At 56.7% G+C, this 16,704-nt stretch carries 12 protein-coding genes; 4 read left to right on the forward strand and 8 right to left on the reverse strand.

Going from position 1 to position 16,704, the window contains the following annotated elements; genetic code table 11:
- Positions 1-2 precede the first annotated feature (2 nt).
- Both ACNQPL_RS00245 and ACNQPL_RS00250 read right to left on the reverse strand, forming a co-directional pair.
- On the reverse strand, positions 3-926 hold the full coding sequence (locus tag ACNQPL_RS00245) for a phage exclusion protein Lit family protein (RefSeq protein WP_416465120.1): 924 nt from the start codon (positions 924-926) through the stop codon (positions 3-5).
- On the reverse strand, positions 916-2,370 hold the full coding sequence (locus tag ACNQPL_RS00250) for a hypothetical protein (RefSeq protein WP_416465122.1): 1,455 nt from the start codon (positions 2,368-2,370) through the stop codon (positions 916-918). Before ACNQPL_RS00250 ends, ACNQPL_RS00245 begins: the two co-directional genes overlap by 11 nt.
- Before the next feature lie 338 nt (positions 2,371-2,708).
- Between ACNQPL_RS00250 and ACNQPL_RS00255 the strand changes: the two genes are divergently transcribed.
- Both ACNQPL_RS00255 and ACNQPL_RS00260 read left to right on the forward strand, forming a co-directional pair.
- On the forward strand, positions 2,709-3,749 hold the full coding sequence (locus tag ACNQPL_RS00255) for a phospholipase D family protein (RefSeq protein ID WP_416465124.1): 1,041 nt from the start codon (positions 2,709-2,711) through the stop codon (positions 3,747-3,749).
- Positions 3,750-3,819: 70 nt separating this feature from the next.
- On the forward strand, positions 3,820-7,896 hold the full coding sequence (locus ACNQPL_RS00260; protein ID WP_416465126.1) for an NACHT domain-containing protein: 4,077 nt from the start codon (positions 3,820-3,822) through the stop codon (positions 7,894-7,896).
- A 7-nt stretch (positions 7,897-7,903) separates the two neighbouring features.
- On the opposite strand, the gene ACNQPL_RS00265 is transcribed toward ACNQPL_RS00260, so the two are convergent.
- From ACNQPL_RS00265 to mobH, 4 genes are all read right to left on the reverse strand, one after another.
- Positions 7,904-9,844, reverse strand: coding sequence for a DUF3732 domain-containing protein (locus ACNQPL_RS00265; RefSeq protein ID WP_416465128.1), 1,941 nt, complete (start codon positions 9,842-9,844; stop codon positions 7,904-7,906).
- A complete protein-coding gene (locus ACNQPL_RS00270) occupies positions 9,841-10,326 on the reverse strand; it encodes a three component ABC system middle component (RefSeq protein WP_416465130.1) in 486 nt (161 codons plus the stop codon). The genes ACNQPL_RS00265 and ACNQPL_RS00270 overlap by 4 nt, the downstream gene beginning before the upstream one ends.
- Before the next feature lie 3 nt (positions 10,327-10,329).
- A complete protein-coding gene (locus ACNQPL_RS00275) occupies positions 10,330-11,541 on the reverse strand; it encodes an ABC-three component system protein (protein ID WP_416465132.1) in 1,212 nt (403 codons plus the stop codon).
- A 116-nt stretch (positions 11,542-11,657) separates the two neighbouring features.
- On the reverse strand, positions 11,658-13,376 hold the full coding sequence (gene mobH / locus ACNQPL_RS00280; RefSeq protein WP_416465134.1) for a MobH family relaxase: 1,719 nt from the start codon (positions 13,374-13,376) through the stop codon (positions 11,658-11,660).
- Between the two features lie 222 nt (positions 13,377-13,598).
- Between mobH and ACNQPL_RS00285 the strand changes: the two genes are divergently transcribed.
- Together ACNQPL_RS00285 and ACNQPL_RS00290 are read left to right on the forward strand one after the other, a co-directional pair.
- Positions 13,599-13,793 (forward strand): hypothetical protein, encoded by a 195-nt coding sequence (locus tag ACNQPL_RS00285; protein WP_016488103.1) that lies wholly within the window; start codon positions 13,599-13,601, stop codon positions 13,791-13,793.
- Between the two features lie 127 nt (positions 13,794-13,920).
- A complete protein-coding gene (locus ACNQPL_RS00290; RefSeq protein WP_416465136.1) occupies positions 13,921-14,286 on the forward strand; it encodes a histone-like nucleoid-structuring protein, MvaT/MvaU family in 366 nt (121 codons plus the stop codon).
- An 86-nt stretch (positions 14,287-14,372) separates the two neighbouring features.
- On the opposite strand, the gene ACNQPL_RS00295 is transcribed toward ACNQPL_RS00290, so the two are convergent.
- Together ACNQPL_RS00295 and ACNQPL_RS00300 are read right to left on the reverse strand one after the other, a co-directional pair.
- Positions 14,373-15,311 carry an ArdC family protein gene (locus ACNQPL_RS00295; protein ID WP_416465138.1) on the reverse strand — a complete coding sequence of 313 codons (939 nt, stop codon included), beginning with the start codon at positions 15,309-15,311 and terminating at the stop codon, positions 14,373-14,375.
- Between the two features lie 712 nt (positions 15,312-16,023).
- A complete protein-coding gene (locus tag ACNQPL_RS00300) occupies positions 16,024-16,389 on the reverse strand; it encodes a DUF3085 domain-containing protein (protein WP_416465140.1) in 366 nt (121 codons plus the stop codon).
- Positions 16,390-16,704 lie beyond the last annotated feature (315 nt).

Genomic DNA, 16,704 nt, shown 5'->3' on the forward strand with positions numbered 1-16,704 from the left:
TTTCAAACGAGTCGGTCGAGCAGCATGTCGACCATTTCTTTGTTCGAGCAGGCGACAATGTCGAGCGGACGGTTTTCCTGCCGCATGAGCGCGATTAGGATACAGGCTGTGAAGGCCCAGAATGATGAATCGGCTGGCAAGCTGTAGCCACGGATCATTGCTGTGAGCCGTTCGGAAATCGGTGGGTAATCGCTATTGCCCCAACGTGCATGGGACGGCGTCATCGCATGAACGATGACGGCGGCGAGCGTGATGCCCATCGCACGCTTCTGCTGGACCTGGGCGAAGTCGTGTCCGTGTGTCTTCGCATAGGCGGCGAGCTCGCTCATCATGAAAGTGCGGGCATAGGTGTCACAGGCGATTTCCTCTTCAGGTCGTGAGGAGGGCGCACTTTTATCGGTGCAGAACATGACGTGCTGGAATTCGTGTAGCAGCGCGAAGGCCAAGGCGAGCGCAACAAGGTCGAATGCCGCCATGTGCTGAATGTTGTCCAGGCCATCACGGTCGGCGCTCGGCAGGGGGATGTCCGACGGCCACACCATGTCGGAGGTCTGTTCGGCTGTGATTAGCGACTGGGCGGCGGCGATGAGCTGCTTGTAGTCAAATTCATACTGGCCGCGTTCTTCATCGACACTGAGGGTTTGGTCGAGCGGTAACCCGCTGGATATCGCGACAACCAGTGCCGGTTCGTAGACTTCGATGGCCCGCCACGAGCTGAAGCCAAGCAGCCAGAACAGGTCGATCGTCTTAGTGTCGAGCTGAATACGTTTCCCGTTGGCATTCATCGTCACGCCCTTTCTACTTGGCGCGACCTCTACGGCATGGCCGTATTGGCTCCAAAGACCGCTGATTTCATCGGCCCGTTCGGGCACGGCGCCGCGGAGGAGATGTAGGATGATCGTCCGATCAGATGGCTCATCTGTCATTGTCGTTGTCTATTCTGTGCTCGTGTGGGGCAGGTGATTGGCGACGGTCACGCGGCTTGCTCGTCACAGCGGGTTTGCCGTCCATCTGTAGATGAGTGGTCGATGAGATGACTGAGTTCGCCCAAATGGTGCTGCATTCGATGTCGCCATCGCGCTCAAACCAGTGGGTCGCGCCGGGGATAATGTCAAATGGGATGGGATTTGTTGCCAATGGGTTGTGAAACACTTCCAGTTCCTGACACCAAGCTTCGCCCCACGGCCAGAGTGCTTGGTATTCGGCACTATCGACGGCAAGGTTGAAATCGATAGGCTCTAATACGCCCGGAGTTCGGTCGAAGAGAATGCCGCGCCTGATCATCGTCAGCCCGTGCGGTCGCCATCCTGCCAAGAAACCCATGCGGTTGAATTTGGCGAGCGTTGAAGAATTACTGAAAATGACGGCCGAGAGGTGTCCCAAATTTGAGTCGCGGAAGAGCCCGGCAGGAATGCTGTGTTGGCCCGTCAGATTTGCGATCGGCACTCCAATCGCGCGACGATCAGTGCCATCTCCGGTGACGTCCGCGCGTAAGCCGTAAAGGTAGGTGGGAAGAGCCTCGCGGCTCCAAACCATGGAGCCGAAATCATGGAAGTCGGCGATCGCTAAGGCGAACGGCTGTCCTTTTACATGGTCCAGTTCATGGTAGTTGCGCTGGAGCTTGCCGCGCAGTGTCTTTGCGAATCGTTCCGCCGGGTTGCCTGTCAGCCGTTCAATGCGATCCTTTGGGGCATGAACCCATTTTCCGATGCCGCCGGCGCGTGGCAGCATGGAGTTTGCTGTAACTGCCTCAATCCAGCATGCGTTACCCTCCTTCTCTATCAAGAAGTCGGGAGAGGCATGGTCTTGTCGGACGTTCAAACCCTGCTCACGAAAGCAGCTGAAAAGGTAGAGCTCGAACAGACGGGATGCGAAGTTGTTGGTTTGAAAATCCGAGACGAAATTGGCGTCGGGGTTGGGAAGCGCGAGGTAGCATTCTCCGACCGCCATGAGCGCCGGCAGATGGTTGACCGTGGTTGTCAGCAGCTGGAACTCTGGAGAAGTGCCACGCGGCCCCGGCTTCAGCAAATGCGGGCGACGTCTGACTCCTGGCCGTAATGGTTCCGGTGGATCACTGGCACGCATAGCTACGGTGAGTCGCTCAAGTGCAGCTTCGGGTGTGGAGTAGGGCCCGCTTTCATCTACTTTGATCCAACAGTGGTCGATGCGGCGGCGCATGGCCAGATATGTGAAAGCTCCTGTGTCCGGATCAAGAAGAATGCAGCCGGTTACGCCACCAGTTCCGGCCTGATAGGCTCTGAAAATATGTGCGCGGTCGAAATTGGGACCGTGTTCGAGCGACAAGGCATAGAGCTCGAATTGGCGCTGGCTGATTAAGGTGAGATGTCTCGTTTCGCCGGTTGCGGACATGGTCGGCCTCTTAGCCCCGTATGTAGCAGATGCGCGAATTCAAGTTCCTCTTCACAAAGACTCCGCTGCGGCAAGGATGTGGGTGGACTTTCAGTTGTCGATCTGGCGGATGGTCACGAACTCACGGTCGCAGACGCCTCAACTCACGTTCAATGGCGCCTATGCCGCCTGCATGCGGCCGTTTGGTAGAAGAGTGTGGTTCATCCTTGATCCTATGCATAGTGCAGTTGCTGCTGGTATGGCAGAGTAATAGCCCGCCTTGGTGGCGGCAATCTACCAAGCGATGTGGTCACCTTCACACCGTCAGTTACCAGCACAATTCACAGGAGTGGCCTCACTTGTTCGTTCGCCCTGATCAGTACCAGTCAGTAGTAGCCACGGTAGTCGCCGAAGAGCCGCGCTTGGACGTCGCTGTAGCCTTCTGGGGAGAAGGCGCCGATGTGCACATCCACCCTGAGATTTCCAAGCCCATCCGGATGATCGTTAACTTGCGCAGCGGGGGTACGAATCCTTGGATGATCAAGGGCCTGCTAAAAAGGGCGAAGAAGAATCCTCATATCGAGATTCAACAGTGCGACTGCCTGCACGCCAAGGTGATCGTAGGTGAAGCGAACCTGGTTTTAGGTAGTGCCAACCTCAGCCGAAATGGTCTTGGTTTGGAGGGGCAAGAGCTCGCTCACTGGCTGGAGGCGGGGATCCACACCACCACGACTGATGAAGTGCGTGCGGCTCAACAATGGTTCGAGCAGCTCTGGACATCAGCTGAGACTCGGGTCATCACCGACGATGACCTCAAAGCTGCCATCGTTGCCTATAACCGCAATCGGAACGCAAGACCTGACTACTCGCCTAAGGGGCCATTCACGTTTGCCAAATATCTGCCGCACGAACTCGAGGTGCGTGATGCGTATGCTCTGATTTACAACTCTCGACCCTGCGAAGAGGCCGATGAGGCCGGTGATCGCTACCACCAGCAGATTGTCGCAGAGCAGGGGGGCGATAAAGGCCGTAGACCCAGCAAGCACTGGAATTTCGAGTCCTGGCCCAATGCGCTCGACACTACGGGGAAGTACGAGTATCTGTGCCTTTTCCTTAAGGAAGACGGGGAGTTGGTGGTTGATGGAGTGTGCAGGATGACCGGCCTGCGAATTCCATTTGAGTACGGTAATGAGGGTGGTGAAGGGTGGGTCGACCTGGCCAGGCCAACATCAACCTTAATGGGCCATAGCCTGAAGCGGGCTCAGCGTGAGGCGCTTGCGCTCGAACTGGGGCCCAGTATCAGCGATATTTGGGCGGAGGCTGAAATACTCGAGGAGGGTGCGCGCAGAATTCACCTGAGCGAGATTGCACGGATCCTGGCACGGCAAACCAGCCAATGACTCCAGTTACCCGAGCCAGGCCCGGCATCTTGTATCATGCCGGGCTCGATTGAGCCTGGCCCGTCCCCACATGACCATTGCCCCACTTGACCGCCTCATAACGACCGGCACTACTGCTGATGAAGCGAGAGACGCCCGGCCGCTGAGCAGCCTGCTTAGCGAGCCATTCATTGTGCTCCTCGGTGCCCCTGGTATGGGCAAGTCCGTGGCGCTCAGCCAGCTGGCCCAGCTGGAGGGGGAAGCCTGCCACCCAGCATTCGCCGTGGTTGAGCAGCAATTTACACCCGGTTCGACAATCTACATCGATGCCCTTGATGAGATTCCGGTGGACGAGGCCAGGAGCATCGCAAGGGCTTTACTGCGCACTCCGGACGTCAGGTGGCGGGTAAGTTGCCGGGCTGAAAGCTGGAATGAAGGCGGGCGCCTCAGTCAGGCTTTCGGTGATAAGGGGGCTTCAACTGGTGTAGCCCCTGCAGTTGCCCAATTGCTTCCTTTAACGGAGCAAGAGGCAGTCAGAGTGCTTCAGGCGTTCGGCTGCGCTGATCCCGCAGCACTCCTCGCCAAGCTGGAGGAGATACGTTCGACGGCCTTCGCGATGACGCCTCTGGGTTTGAAATTCCTTACAAAGGCCAACATAGAGTCACCCACCGAGTTGACGCGATTTGAGCTCTATCAGTCCGGCGTTGAGCACTTGGCGTTTGAGCACAACAATACCAAACAGGAGGATGGCCAGCGTGCCATCCTCTCGATGGACGCCAGGCTCGACATTGCCGGCCGCGTCGGCCTGGCACTGCTGTTGTCAGGCAAGCATCGGATCAAGCTTTCCGTTTTTACAGATGACGCCGCGGTCACTTGTGACGACTTGAGGCTCGACCGCACTGCATTGACAGCAGTGTTGGACACCGCGTTGTTTATGAAAGCCGGGGACGTGTTCCAGCCGCTTCACCGCAGCATTCAGGAATTCCTCGCCGGACGCTTTCTCGCAAGGCTTGTCACTAACGGGGTTGGCAATTCGAAGCTCCCGGCTGAACGCGCGCTGGCGCTCATCGTGTCTGCAGACGGCTTACCTGCTGACGGAATGCGTCCCCTCTACGCGTGGTATGCAGGACACTTGGTCAGCTTCGGATACCCAGATGAAGCAATGAGACTGGCACAACTAGACCCGGATTCATTGCTTCTGCACGGCGACACGGCAAAGTTGCCCGTCGACGCAAGGTTAACGGTTCTCAGGGACGTGGGTTCTAGAGACCCATTCTTCCGGTGGGCGCCTCACCAACGGGCACCAGCAGAGATCACAACGGTGGGCCTAATCACTGCTGACATGCTTACCCAGGTGATAGCGATGCTGACCGGGGAAACGTCGGGCTACCGCATCAATATGCTTTTGGAGGCGCTGTCTGTAGGTAAGCCTCATGCCGCAGCAGCTGACGCCTGCTGGGGCATGGTAGTGAGTCAAGCCGGGGTTGAGTGGTGCCGGCGCGCAGCAGTCAAAGCCTGGCTCCACTGTGCCCGGCCCACCGTTGACGTGATTTGGGCGAATATTGATTACCTCTGCCATATGGTGGAGCACGATTACGGCAACCTGCGCTCGATGGCCCAGCTGTTTTGCGCTATCCCGTCAGAGAACCTGAACGTGACTGATGTGGATCGGCTGCTGAAAATGCTGATGGCGGTACACAGTGCTCTTTATCACGCTTCGAAAAAGATGGGTGGCCCCACCCCCACTATCACCTACGTCCTACGAGATGCAGCATGGCATGTAGCGTCGAGGTCATGGCGCGATTTGATTACTGAAGATCCGAAAAGCTGGCGCGTTGCGAGAGGTAAGGGGTCGATACAGCAAGCTTTTGCCTCGCACATCGCCTATACCGTTGTTACGCAGTTTGAGCCAACTGTTGAAGAACTAGCCTGCCTGCTGATCGCAACAGGTTTGATTGTTGGCGATGACTCCTCCGCCTTCATCAGTGCCGCGCAGAGGTACATTGAATCGCGGGGTGTGGTTGATGATCTAGTGGCTGAAATCGCCGCTGTTACCGACCTTGAAATTGCTGATTGTGGCTCGATTGGCATTGGATTGCGGCTCGTCGGCATCTCACCCACCGCAGCGTCCGTCAGCTTGCTTCTGAACTCAAGTCAACTGCTGGCCAGGACAGGGGGGGCTTATGTTGGTCGGCAGGTGGTTACCTGGGTTCTGCGACAGGGTGAGGCAACGCCTGACTGGTTACCAGCCTTGCTTACGGCTCGCCTAGACCGAGACGTAGTATCTACGGTCAGGGCCGCTATCACTGCACATGAGGAGGAGCTTTCGATCCTGCAAGCACGTGCAGCTGATAGTGTGGAGGCCCAGCTACAACGAAGAATCAAGGCTTGCCAGACAGCTGAAACAATCACCGATGACCAATTAAGCGAGCTCTTCTACTGGGGGGCAGAGATTTATGCTGGAAATACGCCCCTGCCTCTTGTGGCTTGCAACGGAACAGAAGCGCTGAATGAAGCCTTCGGTGAGGCTCTTGCTGGTGCAGTAGTCGACGGGATTCTCGATGATCAGTGTTCTGCTACAGGGGTACATCTCGCAGCCCGGGCATCATTTCTGATTGACAAGGGTCGTGACCTCATTGGATTGTCGACCGAAGAAATCATCAGGGTGTACTTGTCTGCCGAGTACCTGAGAAGCTCCTACCTCAAAGATAGGCTTGAGGACCAGTGCATCGCTTTGCTTGAAAGCGCCTTCCGCACAGAGCCAGAAACGCTCGCTCAGCTCTCCCGTGCAAATGACGGATCTTGGCGCATTTTTTTGAAAAGGCTCGGAGAGAAGCCGCGGGCTGGTGATTTGCAGGCGTGGGCCGTAAAGGCGCTTGTACGGCAACCAGACATGGTCGACAGAGGCTTGCTGGACGCGGCACAAAATCTAGCTTGGCTGAACCTTGACCACGATGAGCTAGTCTCGGTCGCTCGAACCTTCATTGACCGCCTGGTCGAGCAATGCAAGCAGGAGCCTCAGGGTAGGCTCTATTCCACCATCATCTCGGATCGACTTCAGTGGACATACTTCGGCGTTTGCATTGAGCCGGGCTTGTTCAGTGATGACTTCACCCGAGCATTGGAGGTGGCCGATGACCATACGATCCACCGTTTGATCGTCGACGACTACCCGCTTAAAGGCTTCAGTACTGAGCCTTCTACTACGATCAGCATCAGCACCCTCTTGATGCGGTTTTTCATCGCCCGATCGCCATCAATGGAAGGGCATTACGATCGCATCAGGATCGACACCGCAAAGGTGATGAAGTCGATCAGGCTGTCGGGTGAGAGACAGGCGGAAAGTGTCCTCAAGTCGCTGGTTGCCGCTGCGGAGGGAACAGCTTGGGAGCTGCTGCTCAGGCATGACCTCGAGGTCTATCGCCGCGATGCACGGGCACTGGATTATTCGTTGATTACCCCGGCTGACTTAGCCAAGGTGATTGACAGCAAAGGCCCCATCAGTGTCCGTGATCTGCGAGCTCTGACCCTTATGGAGCTACGCAAAGTGGCAGCAGAAATCCAGTCTTCGCCACTGAACATCTGGAGCCTTTATTGGAATGAAGGTGTGCCTAAGCCAGAGAACGATTGCCGAGATATTTTAGCCGACAAACTTCGTGATCGCCTGAGGGTTTATGGCGACTTCGAGGTATCTCCAGAGGTGGCCTCAGCAGGAGGGACGCGGGCTGATATGGTGGTCACGCACGGGACCTTGTCTCTACCGTTCGAGGCAAAGCGTTCAGGCCACAGTCACCTTTGGTACGGGCATAGCGGTCAACTTCAAACCTATACACAGGCGCCGAGCACTGAAGGGCAGGGGATCTACATTGTCTTTTGGTTCGGGAAAGGGCTGAAGATCCCGTCACCGCCGGAGGGCATCACGCCTGACACACCTGATGCACTCAAGGTCGCACTTGAGGGGCAGTTGCCGGCAGAGCTAAGGGCCATAACGTCTGTTGTAGTCCTGGACCTTACTGACGCAGGCGCCGCTGCGAAAGTACGGAAAGAGTCCGGTTATGAGCAGGGAAAAGCGGACAAACGGGAGAGCCGCGCGAGCAGCAGAGCCAAAAAATTGTGTTTGGATAAGCCCGCCATAAAAGGCGAGCTGGTTCTAGCGCGGTTGCCGTAGCGACTGCTTACTGGGTGTCCTGTCTTCTCGGCCAGTCCAGCGGGATAAGCGCATCGCCCGAAATCTTGTTCCAACGCTTACGAGTGGCAGCGACATACCGTGGATCATCACCGAAATACGCATGCTCAATCAGTAACACCTGCAGTCCCTCTTGCGCAGATGTTGTATTGAACAGGAAATCCAGGTGTTTACGCATGGCCGAAACTTCCTCGTTTTCACCGATGTCCGACTCGTCATCGCCACGTTGCGGATAGTAGGGTCGGCTGATCTGGTCGAAAGCGAGGAACCCTGGAACCGGCGCGTTCACCTTGGCCAGGTATTTCTGAAGCGCGAACGACAAGGCAATGTGGATGGCCAAGTAGTTCTCATCCGAGCCCGCATCCGGGAGCCTCAAAACCGCACCGGAATTCTGTTCGATGATCGCGATATCAGGTGGTTTTGCGGAAAACTCCAGCTCGGCACCGATACACGGTTGGACAGTGGGCAAATCTGCGAACGCTTCGGAGAGATACTGAGAAATCTTGCGCTCCGCACGCGATAGTAGGATCTCCTTGGCGTCACTGTCGACAAGGGCTTCCAAGCCCTGGATCTGCTCACGCAAGACGTCCAAGTCGGGGCCTGGCAACGGCGTTGTAGGGTTCATTTCCAGGAACTGATGAACCTTGCCCAACAGCAATGTGCGGTGCTGAGCGGCGGTTTCGAACTGCCTGGCTTCCTCACTTTGTCGAACCCATGTCTTGATACGCTCATCGACACCGTTGAGCGTCAGATTCAGACGAGAAAGTTCCAGCTGCAGGGAGTCCTCATGCTCTACGAAACGTGGTCGCACATTTTCAACGGCCGCGGTTTCAGAACGAATGATATTCATGGAGCGGTGGATGGCCTCGGCGATCTCGATGCCACGCTCGCTAGGCGTATCACACAGCGGGCAGGCAGTCGCCGCCGGCTGAAGGTGCTCGGCGATCTTCAGCTTTTCGTACTGCCGTCGCACGGAACCTTCGAACGCAGTAATGTCCTCCAGCGTCTTGCGGGTCGCGCGGGACTTTCGGCGCACATTCTCAATATCGGTGAGTAGGCTGCGGCGCTGCGCATGAAGATTCGCCAGCTCACTTTCCTCAGGGTTCTTACCGGCGCTTGGCTTAGCTTGCTTAACGACAGTCAAGACACCCTGGAGATCAGCCTCAGATGCAGAGTCTGATGGTACATCGCACAAGCCAATACGGTGAGCGTCCATCAACAGACGCATGGCGAATTTCTTGTAGTCACTGCCCGCCGCCTGACGCGTTTTCAGCTTGCGCTCCTCGCCCTCAAGCTTCTTGCGAAGGTCACGCAGGCGCCGGTCTTGCAGCACAGTGTCTTCGTTTACCACGCCCAAAAAGTACGGCATGGTTTCGATGATGGCCGGCGCTTCATCAGCCTGGTCAAGCCCATGAAGCAGCGCTGTTTCATTGTAGATCACGTCCTTGGGAACAAACATGTAAGCCGTGGCGTGACGCAGCGTCGGGCGCCATTTGCGCGCCGTGGTGTCTTCTGGGGTTTCCTGCACTGCACTGATGCCAAATGCGCGCTCAATATAGGCTTTACCCGCAAGCAAAGTAGTAGCGCCTTGAAACTCTTCCACAGAGTTCGGGATGGGAAGATCGCGACCATTGCTCACAAACATCCGAGTACTTGTACCTTGACCCACAGGTGGAACGAGACGACCAGTGATCAACTGCGCGTCACCCAACACCCATCTAATCCCCACCGCCAAACTGTGCCTTCTGACATGTGCGGCCAGCTCACATTGGCGCGACCCGAGGCAATAATCGATGGCCTTGATCAGGGTCGACTTACCGGTACCAGACGCACCGGTGATGATGTTCACCTCTCCCGGCTTCAGGTCGAGAATTCGAACCCTTCCGCCTTCGCCGATAAAGAAGATGTCAGAAATATTCCAGCGACTCATAGCTCCAGGCCCATCATGTCGAATGCCGTCCTTGTGGATCCTGCCAAAGCTAGCCAGCAGCCTAGGCGATCAATGTTCTTAAAAATTATCTGAGTCTCTTCGCTGAACTGCTTCGCGAACTGCTTCGGCAAAGGTGATCCGCCGGCAATCAAACGACCTTCTGTATTGAGCGTCAGCAGTCGGCTGAAGCAGGCAAAGCGGATTGCCTCGGTGACAATGTCCAGCGACCCATTCACACGATCTGCCAGGCGGATCTGAATGGCGGGGCTTCGTCGTAGCCATTCCAGCAGGCCGGTACGCCGGTCTGTGCGATCGAACGACGATGCGAGATCTCCCGACAGCGCCAGCGGCAGAGCGGCGTAGCAGAGCGAGATGTCCGGGCTGACATCGTTACGGCTTCGGTAGGCCTCAACGAAGGTGGCCAGAAGCGCAGCACAGTAGCCAGGGTTCGTTTCGGCATAGATATCATGTGCGATCACCATGCTTTATTTCCCCAAACGCTTTCGGTAGTCAGCGTGCCAACCCACCAGTAGATCGATCGCAAGCACTTGATAGGTTCCACGGACGTAGTAGTGCCCATTCCAGCTTCGAGAAATCGGTTCGACTTGAATGGGGGCGTCCTTGTGCGACCAGCGCAACAGTTCCAGGCCCTTCGCTTCGATCTCACCTTCATTGAGACCTTCGCAATCTTCAGCCATTTCCAAATGTCGATCTGACCATTGTTCGGTCAGTTTGGAGTCGTAGCTCGCGATCTTCGAGCGCATGCTGGGGTTATCTACGATCCATTTCGCGCGTTGCATCTTTGCCCGCCACTCCTCTCGAACAGCTTTCTGGACATCAGAAGGCTTACCGCCAACCAGTTCGATCTGGCGATATAGCATGCCGTCCGCTTGATAATCCTCCGGATGGGCCACCGAGTCGAAATCGGCAATCAGCTCCTCATCCTCCAGTTGTGCGATGATCGAAGAGATGCAGTGCTCCATCTCACTGCGCTGAATGACACGCTCACGTTTGCCGCACAGCGTGTAAACGACCTGCTGATCCCACCATGCCAGCAGGTGCTCGGCGACCTGGGCACGTTGCGCCTTGGGAATGATGTGGAGTCGCTTTGCAACCTCGGTCGGGATTTGCCCGATGGTGACGCTTTCCTGTTGAATGCGGATGCGCTTTAGGAGGCTCAGGCGGGCAGTAGCATTCATTTTAAGGAATGCTTCGCAACCCGCAGCGCGGGCTGCATGCGGCATCTTGTTGCCAGCAGCTTTTGCAGCGGACCGTTCCTCGACCACTCGGCTCGCTTCTTCATTCATCGCTTTGAGTAGCGCTTGCCGACTTTTGTCTGGATCGCACAGCGCAATCAAAGGCGAGTCGCTCGGCACTTTTCCTACCGCTACGAGGTGGAAAGTAGTGTCGGCCAGCGATACCAACGGTAAGGCGTCGATCCAAACGCGCACCGTTTTCCATAGCGCTACACAGGCAAGCGTGACAGGCGGCGGGCTGGCCTGCACAGAGTGCTTAAGCTGATAAAGCAGCTTGCCGCCATTCGCAGTGATCTCAACATCGTCGAGTCGCTCGATGGCCACAGCGGCATCATCAGCGAACTGAGAAATCAACGTGAGCAAGGCAAACTGGCTCTGGTAATAAAATCCCAACGCGGATGCCGTTGCTTCATGAACCGCGTTCGAGTCCGTGCTTTCCATCCCTTACAGCGCCTCCGACTGCAGCATGTGATCCATTTCACGGCGCAAAATGATAACAGAGTGCCATTACAGGATGGGAGGCTATGCAGCAGACGCTCGATATGAATTGAAGCTGCTTATCTGACCAGTATCAGATATGGGTTATCCGCTGGCGGATGCGCGATAATATCCGCACAGCTGTGTAGTAAATAGCCATTCAGAACGCTCGTATTGCGAGGACCTCTCACCGCGCACGTCCATATATTTTGCCCATTAGTTCGTTTCTGATGGATGCCTAGCTTCTCAAAATGACGTTGAATCCGCCGCCAAGGTTCTTTCTGAGCGGCTCCTTCAGATTGCTCTAGATGCTCGGCTGCATAGCGCTGGAAAATGCCCGGGGTGACTAAGAAAAAAGTGCCACCTACGGTATGCACCTTGGCCTTGCTGTCGTTGACCACCAAGCGATGTTTGAGAACTCCTTCGCGGAGCCATTCGACGAAGGCCAGCCCCTCGGCATCTTTGGGTGGAGCAGTGGTGGATTGCAGGCTTCCCGCGCTTGGTCCAATTTCGACCTCGCTTGGTTCTTGAAACATGTCCATCAAATCGTCGAGATAATCAAAATCCTGGTTCTGGTGCTCGGATGCGGGCTGTTTTTTTTCCGGCGTTGGTTGCGGTCGATCCAAGGCCGACTCGCAGGTTTCACCTGCCGGCAGAGTATATTCCATCATCGGCTCAACCGTTCCTTTAAAGCAGCCTGGCCGGGGAGCATCGGCCCAGATCAGGCTTGGTTGCAGGCGGAGAAAAGTAAAGCGATGTTGCCAGTCATCGTCTGATACGGTGGCGCTCCACACCGCTTTGCCCTCTGGTGTCGCATCCACCAGTCCATGGGACTGCAGCTCATCGAACAAGGCGATGTTGGAGGAGGGTATACCATCCACGGATTGAGCCAGCAGGTAGGCGCGCAGTTTGTCGGTGGCGGTCTTGCTGATCAGCCACAGATGGTCTTGGGTAAGCCAGCCGGCTGCGCCGGGCTGGTTGAATTTGAACTCGTTTTTGACCAGGTGACGCAGGCCCTTGAGCAGGTGATGCTGCAACGAGTGTTTAGGTGCCTGCAGGGCCTTGGCGGGGTTGGCGCCGATGTTCTGCGCGGTGGAGACCCGGTCCGCTTGCCGCACCAGTTCCCCGAGGGTTCCGGCATGCTCGTAGTGGTTGGCCAGTAGAAACAGTAGGTGGCCCCACAGGATTGGATAGTTGCTGAGCCAGTCAAGCTGTCGGGATGTCAAAACTTGTGTATAGAGCAGCCCGGTGGCGGCGCCGTGAAGGTTGTAATCGCGGCCGACTACGTAGCGAAAGCGGTAGGGCTGGGTCAAAGGACCGTTCCAGGGGTGCCACACCTCACCATTCTGATACTCCACCTGCACGTCGACGGCAATTTTGCCAATGTCGTGGAGCAGGGCGCCGTAGGCGACCGCCGCGCTCCAGGCGTCGGCCTGCGCTGCCTGGTCTTCCGGTGCGGCACCGCTGGGTAGCAGGTACGACTGGCGTAGCTTCAAGCTGCAGGCCATCAGTTCTAGTCCATGGTCCAGCATGCCGCCCGGATAGGCATGGTGGTGACTTTCGCTGGCAGGGAGTTGCTGTACATAGGCGGCGTAGCGGCGGATCGGGTCAAGGTAGAGCTGATTGAACTGCGGCTCGGAGAGCGCTGTGTATTGCCAGATGCGCTCCAGCAGCTTTTTCCGATGGTCGGCACAGAGCAGGAATTCAGAGGATAGAGGGAGGTGAAACCCTTCGGGAGTTTGAGCGAGCGTGGGTTCCGCGGCATTGTCTTTTTGATGTTTGAGCCACCAGCGCTTCATCGCGTTACCTGCTTTGCATTCAGAAGGTCCTTTTGCCTTATCGGATAGGCCTCTTCCCCTTGTGCCCCCTTACCGTTGCCGCCGTTACCCTTTAACGCTTTGGTCCTTTTCGCGAACGCGAAAATTCGAAGCCTGGCGCATCGGGTTACCTGTGGGACCGGAATGGTCTGTCCTTTTCTTGGGAGGTAGACTGTCCGGCATTATCTAGGGGAAGGTAGCCTGATGACGTTGAGCGATGCCATTTTGATCGTGCTACTGGCCGACCGAATTCATGGGACCGATGCTGCCATTCGATCGGCCGCCACACGTTGCGCGAAACAGCTGCCGCGCAGTCAGCGCGACATGCTGTTCAAGATCGGCAATAGTGCCGCACCTCGTGAACTAGTGGGGCACCTTTGCCAGTTCTTGCCGGACTGATTAGTCACATAGCAATGTGCGTATTTTCCAGGATGAAAAGTTAGCTGAGGAAAGCATTAACGCTCGGCTAGTGCTGGTGCCTCAGGTAATATCGCCTCACATGTCCCTAACCTAGGAAAGATTTCACATGTCCAAACTTGCCGAATTTAAAGCACTGGAAGCTCAACTGGCTGCTCAACTTCAACAGCTGGACGCGATGAAAAACGATTCCGGCCTGAAGCAGGAAATCGAGTTTGAACAAAAGCTCAAGGCCTTGCTGGATCAGTATGGCATGAACCTGCGCCAGGTCATCACCATTCTCGACCCGTCCAAGGGCGTAAGCGTGAGTACTCCCAGCGCCTCCACCGGCGCTCAGCGCAAGCCGCGTGAGGTCAAGCGCTACAAGCACCCGCACAGCGGCGAGATCGTCGAAACCAAGGGCGGTAATCACAAGATCCTCAAGCAGTGGAAGCAGGAACACGGCTCGGATACCGTCGAGAGCTGGCTGCAATAATTGCTTGCTCAATTGCAGCGGCCGATGCTCGGCGTTGCAGGCAAAACAAAGGCCCCGGTTGGGGCCTTTGTGCTTGAGGTGAAAAGTCACGCCGTGCGCCGTTCGGTCGTCTCGCTGGACTGATCCGACTGCAGTGCCACCAGGTACTCGGACGCCTCACGCGCCTGTCCACTGGCGCGGAAGATGGCCCGCTTGTCTTCCTTTAGGATTTTCAACCAGGATGCCAGGTACTCTTCGTGGCGCAGCTCGCCCTGGGTGCCGGTGAGGGCGCAAAGAAATGCCGCACCCATCTCCGCGACCAATTCCTCGAAGGCGTAGGCTGCAGAGCCAAACGCGTGCCCGCCTGTGATGCCTTCCCGGTTGAGGCGGGCGTGGTGACCCGACCAGTGCGTCAGCTCATGCAGCGCGGTCGCGTAATAGCTGCCGACGTCCACGAACTGGGCCTTAGTGGGCAATTGAATGAGGTCCCGTATCGGCAGATAGAACGCGTCATCCCCGTAGCGATGGTCGATGCGTGCGCCGCTGGCGGCCAACAGTCGCTCGGCAGGTGCATGATCGATGAACGCCACTGGATCGTCACTCACATCGTGGTGCTGCTCGTCGTTGGGTAGTCCCTCGGTCTGCTCAATGTTGAATAGGCAATGCGTCCGTAGCAGTGCGAACTGCACCATCTTGACGTTACCTTGCTCATCACGGATGACCTGACCGTCTTCGTCGTGCGCTTCCTTGCTCATGGGTTTGTACAGCACCGCGAGGGTCGATTGCTCTCCCTTACGTATGTGGCCACCAGCTTTGCGGGCTTGGTTGTAGGTGAGCCAGCGATCTTGGCGGTACCCGCGCAGGCGGGCTTCGGCCCATAGCAGTGGAATGTTGATACCGGCATAGGGGCGCCGGGTAATCGCGTTAATGGGGAAAGGTGCGTCAACACTTGAGCCTGAAGTGGTCCAGGGTTTGATCCAGGGGATGACCCCTTGGCTCAGGGCACTGACAATCTTGTTGGTGACATCCAGGTAGATATCGGACATGACGTTCTCCAGTCAAAGAAGGGGAACGCTGCCCGGCCGGGAAGGGTTCCCGGTGGGGTAAGTGGACAGTGGTAGGGTAGGCGTTCAGGCCGATGAGATGTCCACACCGATCTCATGTGGCAACCTGATGTGAAGAAAAACAGGGCCGGTCGCTGGCGTGATGTGAGTTACCAGTAGCTGAGGGGCAGCGGTCGATGAGCGTGAGTCGTTCTGGGGAGCTTGACTGAGCAGCAACTCGAACGACTGACGCAAGTGGCGACGGTCTGTCGATGCCAGGGCGATGCCCAATACGGCTTGCAAGCGCTGCCCTGATTGCGCGACTGCGTCAGAAGCCGTACCAACCTCGGTGATGATCTGCCATACGCCTGGGCTCAGGACAATGGCGGGTAAGGAGCGGTGCTTCCTGGACACTGGTGCCTCCTGGGAGCTGATCCAGCGATGGCCTCCAGGAGCATCCCGGGTTAGTTCCATCGCCACAACTCACACGGTGAACTGGGCGTGTCCAGGCATTAAAACGCGCTTTTCTGTGGGGTCAATACCCAAGCCAGAGTCCCGAGTAAGCCAGGTTTCCAGCCGCTTCCAGCGAAGGCTTTCCATTCGAAAAGTCCAGATGAACGGCTGGCTGCAGTTGGCGTGAGGATAAAAATGAGCAATATCCCAGAGAAGCACAAACTCGTGCATCCCTGGAACATCGCATGTGTCTCCAGAGCAGTCAGGATTTCCCGGGAAGGGGAATCTCGGCTGCGATGTACAGGTGCGTGGAGGTGGCCTCAATCACCAATGCCCCGTCAGTGCTGCGTAGGCTTTCCAGAACGGGATCATCAAGGTCGAAGTACTCGGCAAAATCGTCGCCACCAAATACACTGCGTGCGCGATTCCACCAGGCGTCAAAGTCGTCGACGTCAGGGTTGCAGCCCATGGCGTAGGCAATGTGTTTGCGGCTACCCCCGTCGGGTTTGCTTGCGCCGAACTCGGACATGAGGTAGACACCGTGGTCTTTGACCAGGATGACTCGGCAGCCGATGACGGCCGCTTCGGTCAAGACAGCATGAAGTTCAGTTCCTGTGAAGCGCAACATGGTGAGTTCCTCCAGGCAGTGCGGAGGAACGCCACCCATGCGGGAAGAATCCCCAGCACGGAAATGGAAAAGGAGCTTCAACGGAGCAGGGCTCCGTGAGGCAGATGTGAAAGAGCGCTCATCACCGCGGGAGCGGTAACCGGGCGAGCCACCGAACGCTAATCGCCCTTGGGACAACCATCACGAGAGTGACGTGGCCTTGAAGGTTGAGGCCACCTGGGGTGCTGGAATTCCAGCGCTTGCAGGTCCGGTTTATCAAGTGGGTTGGCATAGCGTCAATGGTGATTTTCAGAAGGGTGCACTGCGTCAATGCAT

It is taken from the genome of Pseudomonas sp. LFS044 (genome assembly GCF_047978245.1).
GTDB lineage: Bacteria > Pseudomonadota > Gammaproteobacteria > Pseudomonadales > Pseudomonadaceae > Aquipseudomonas.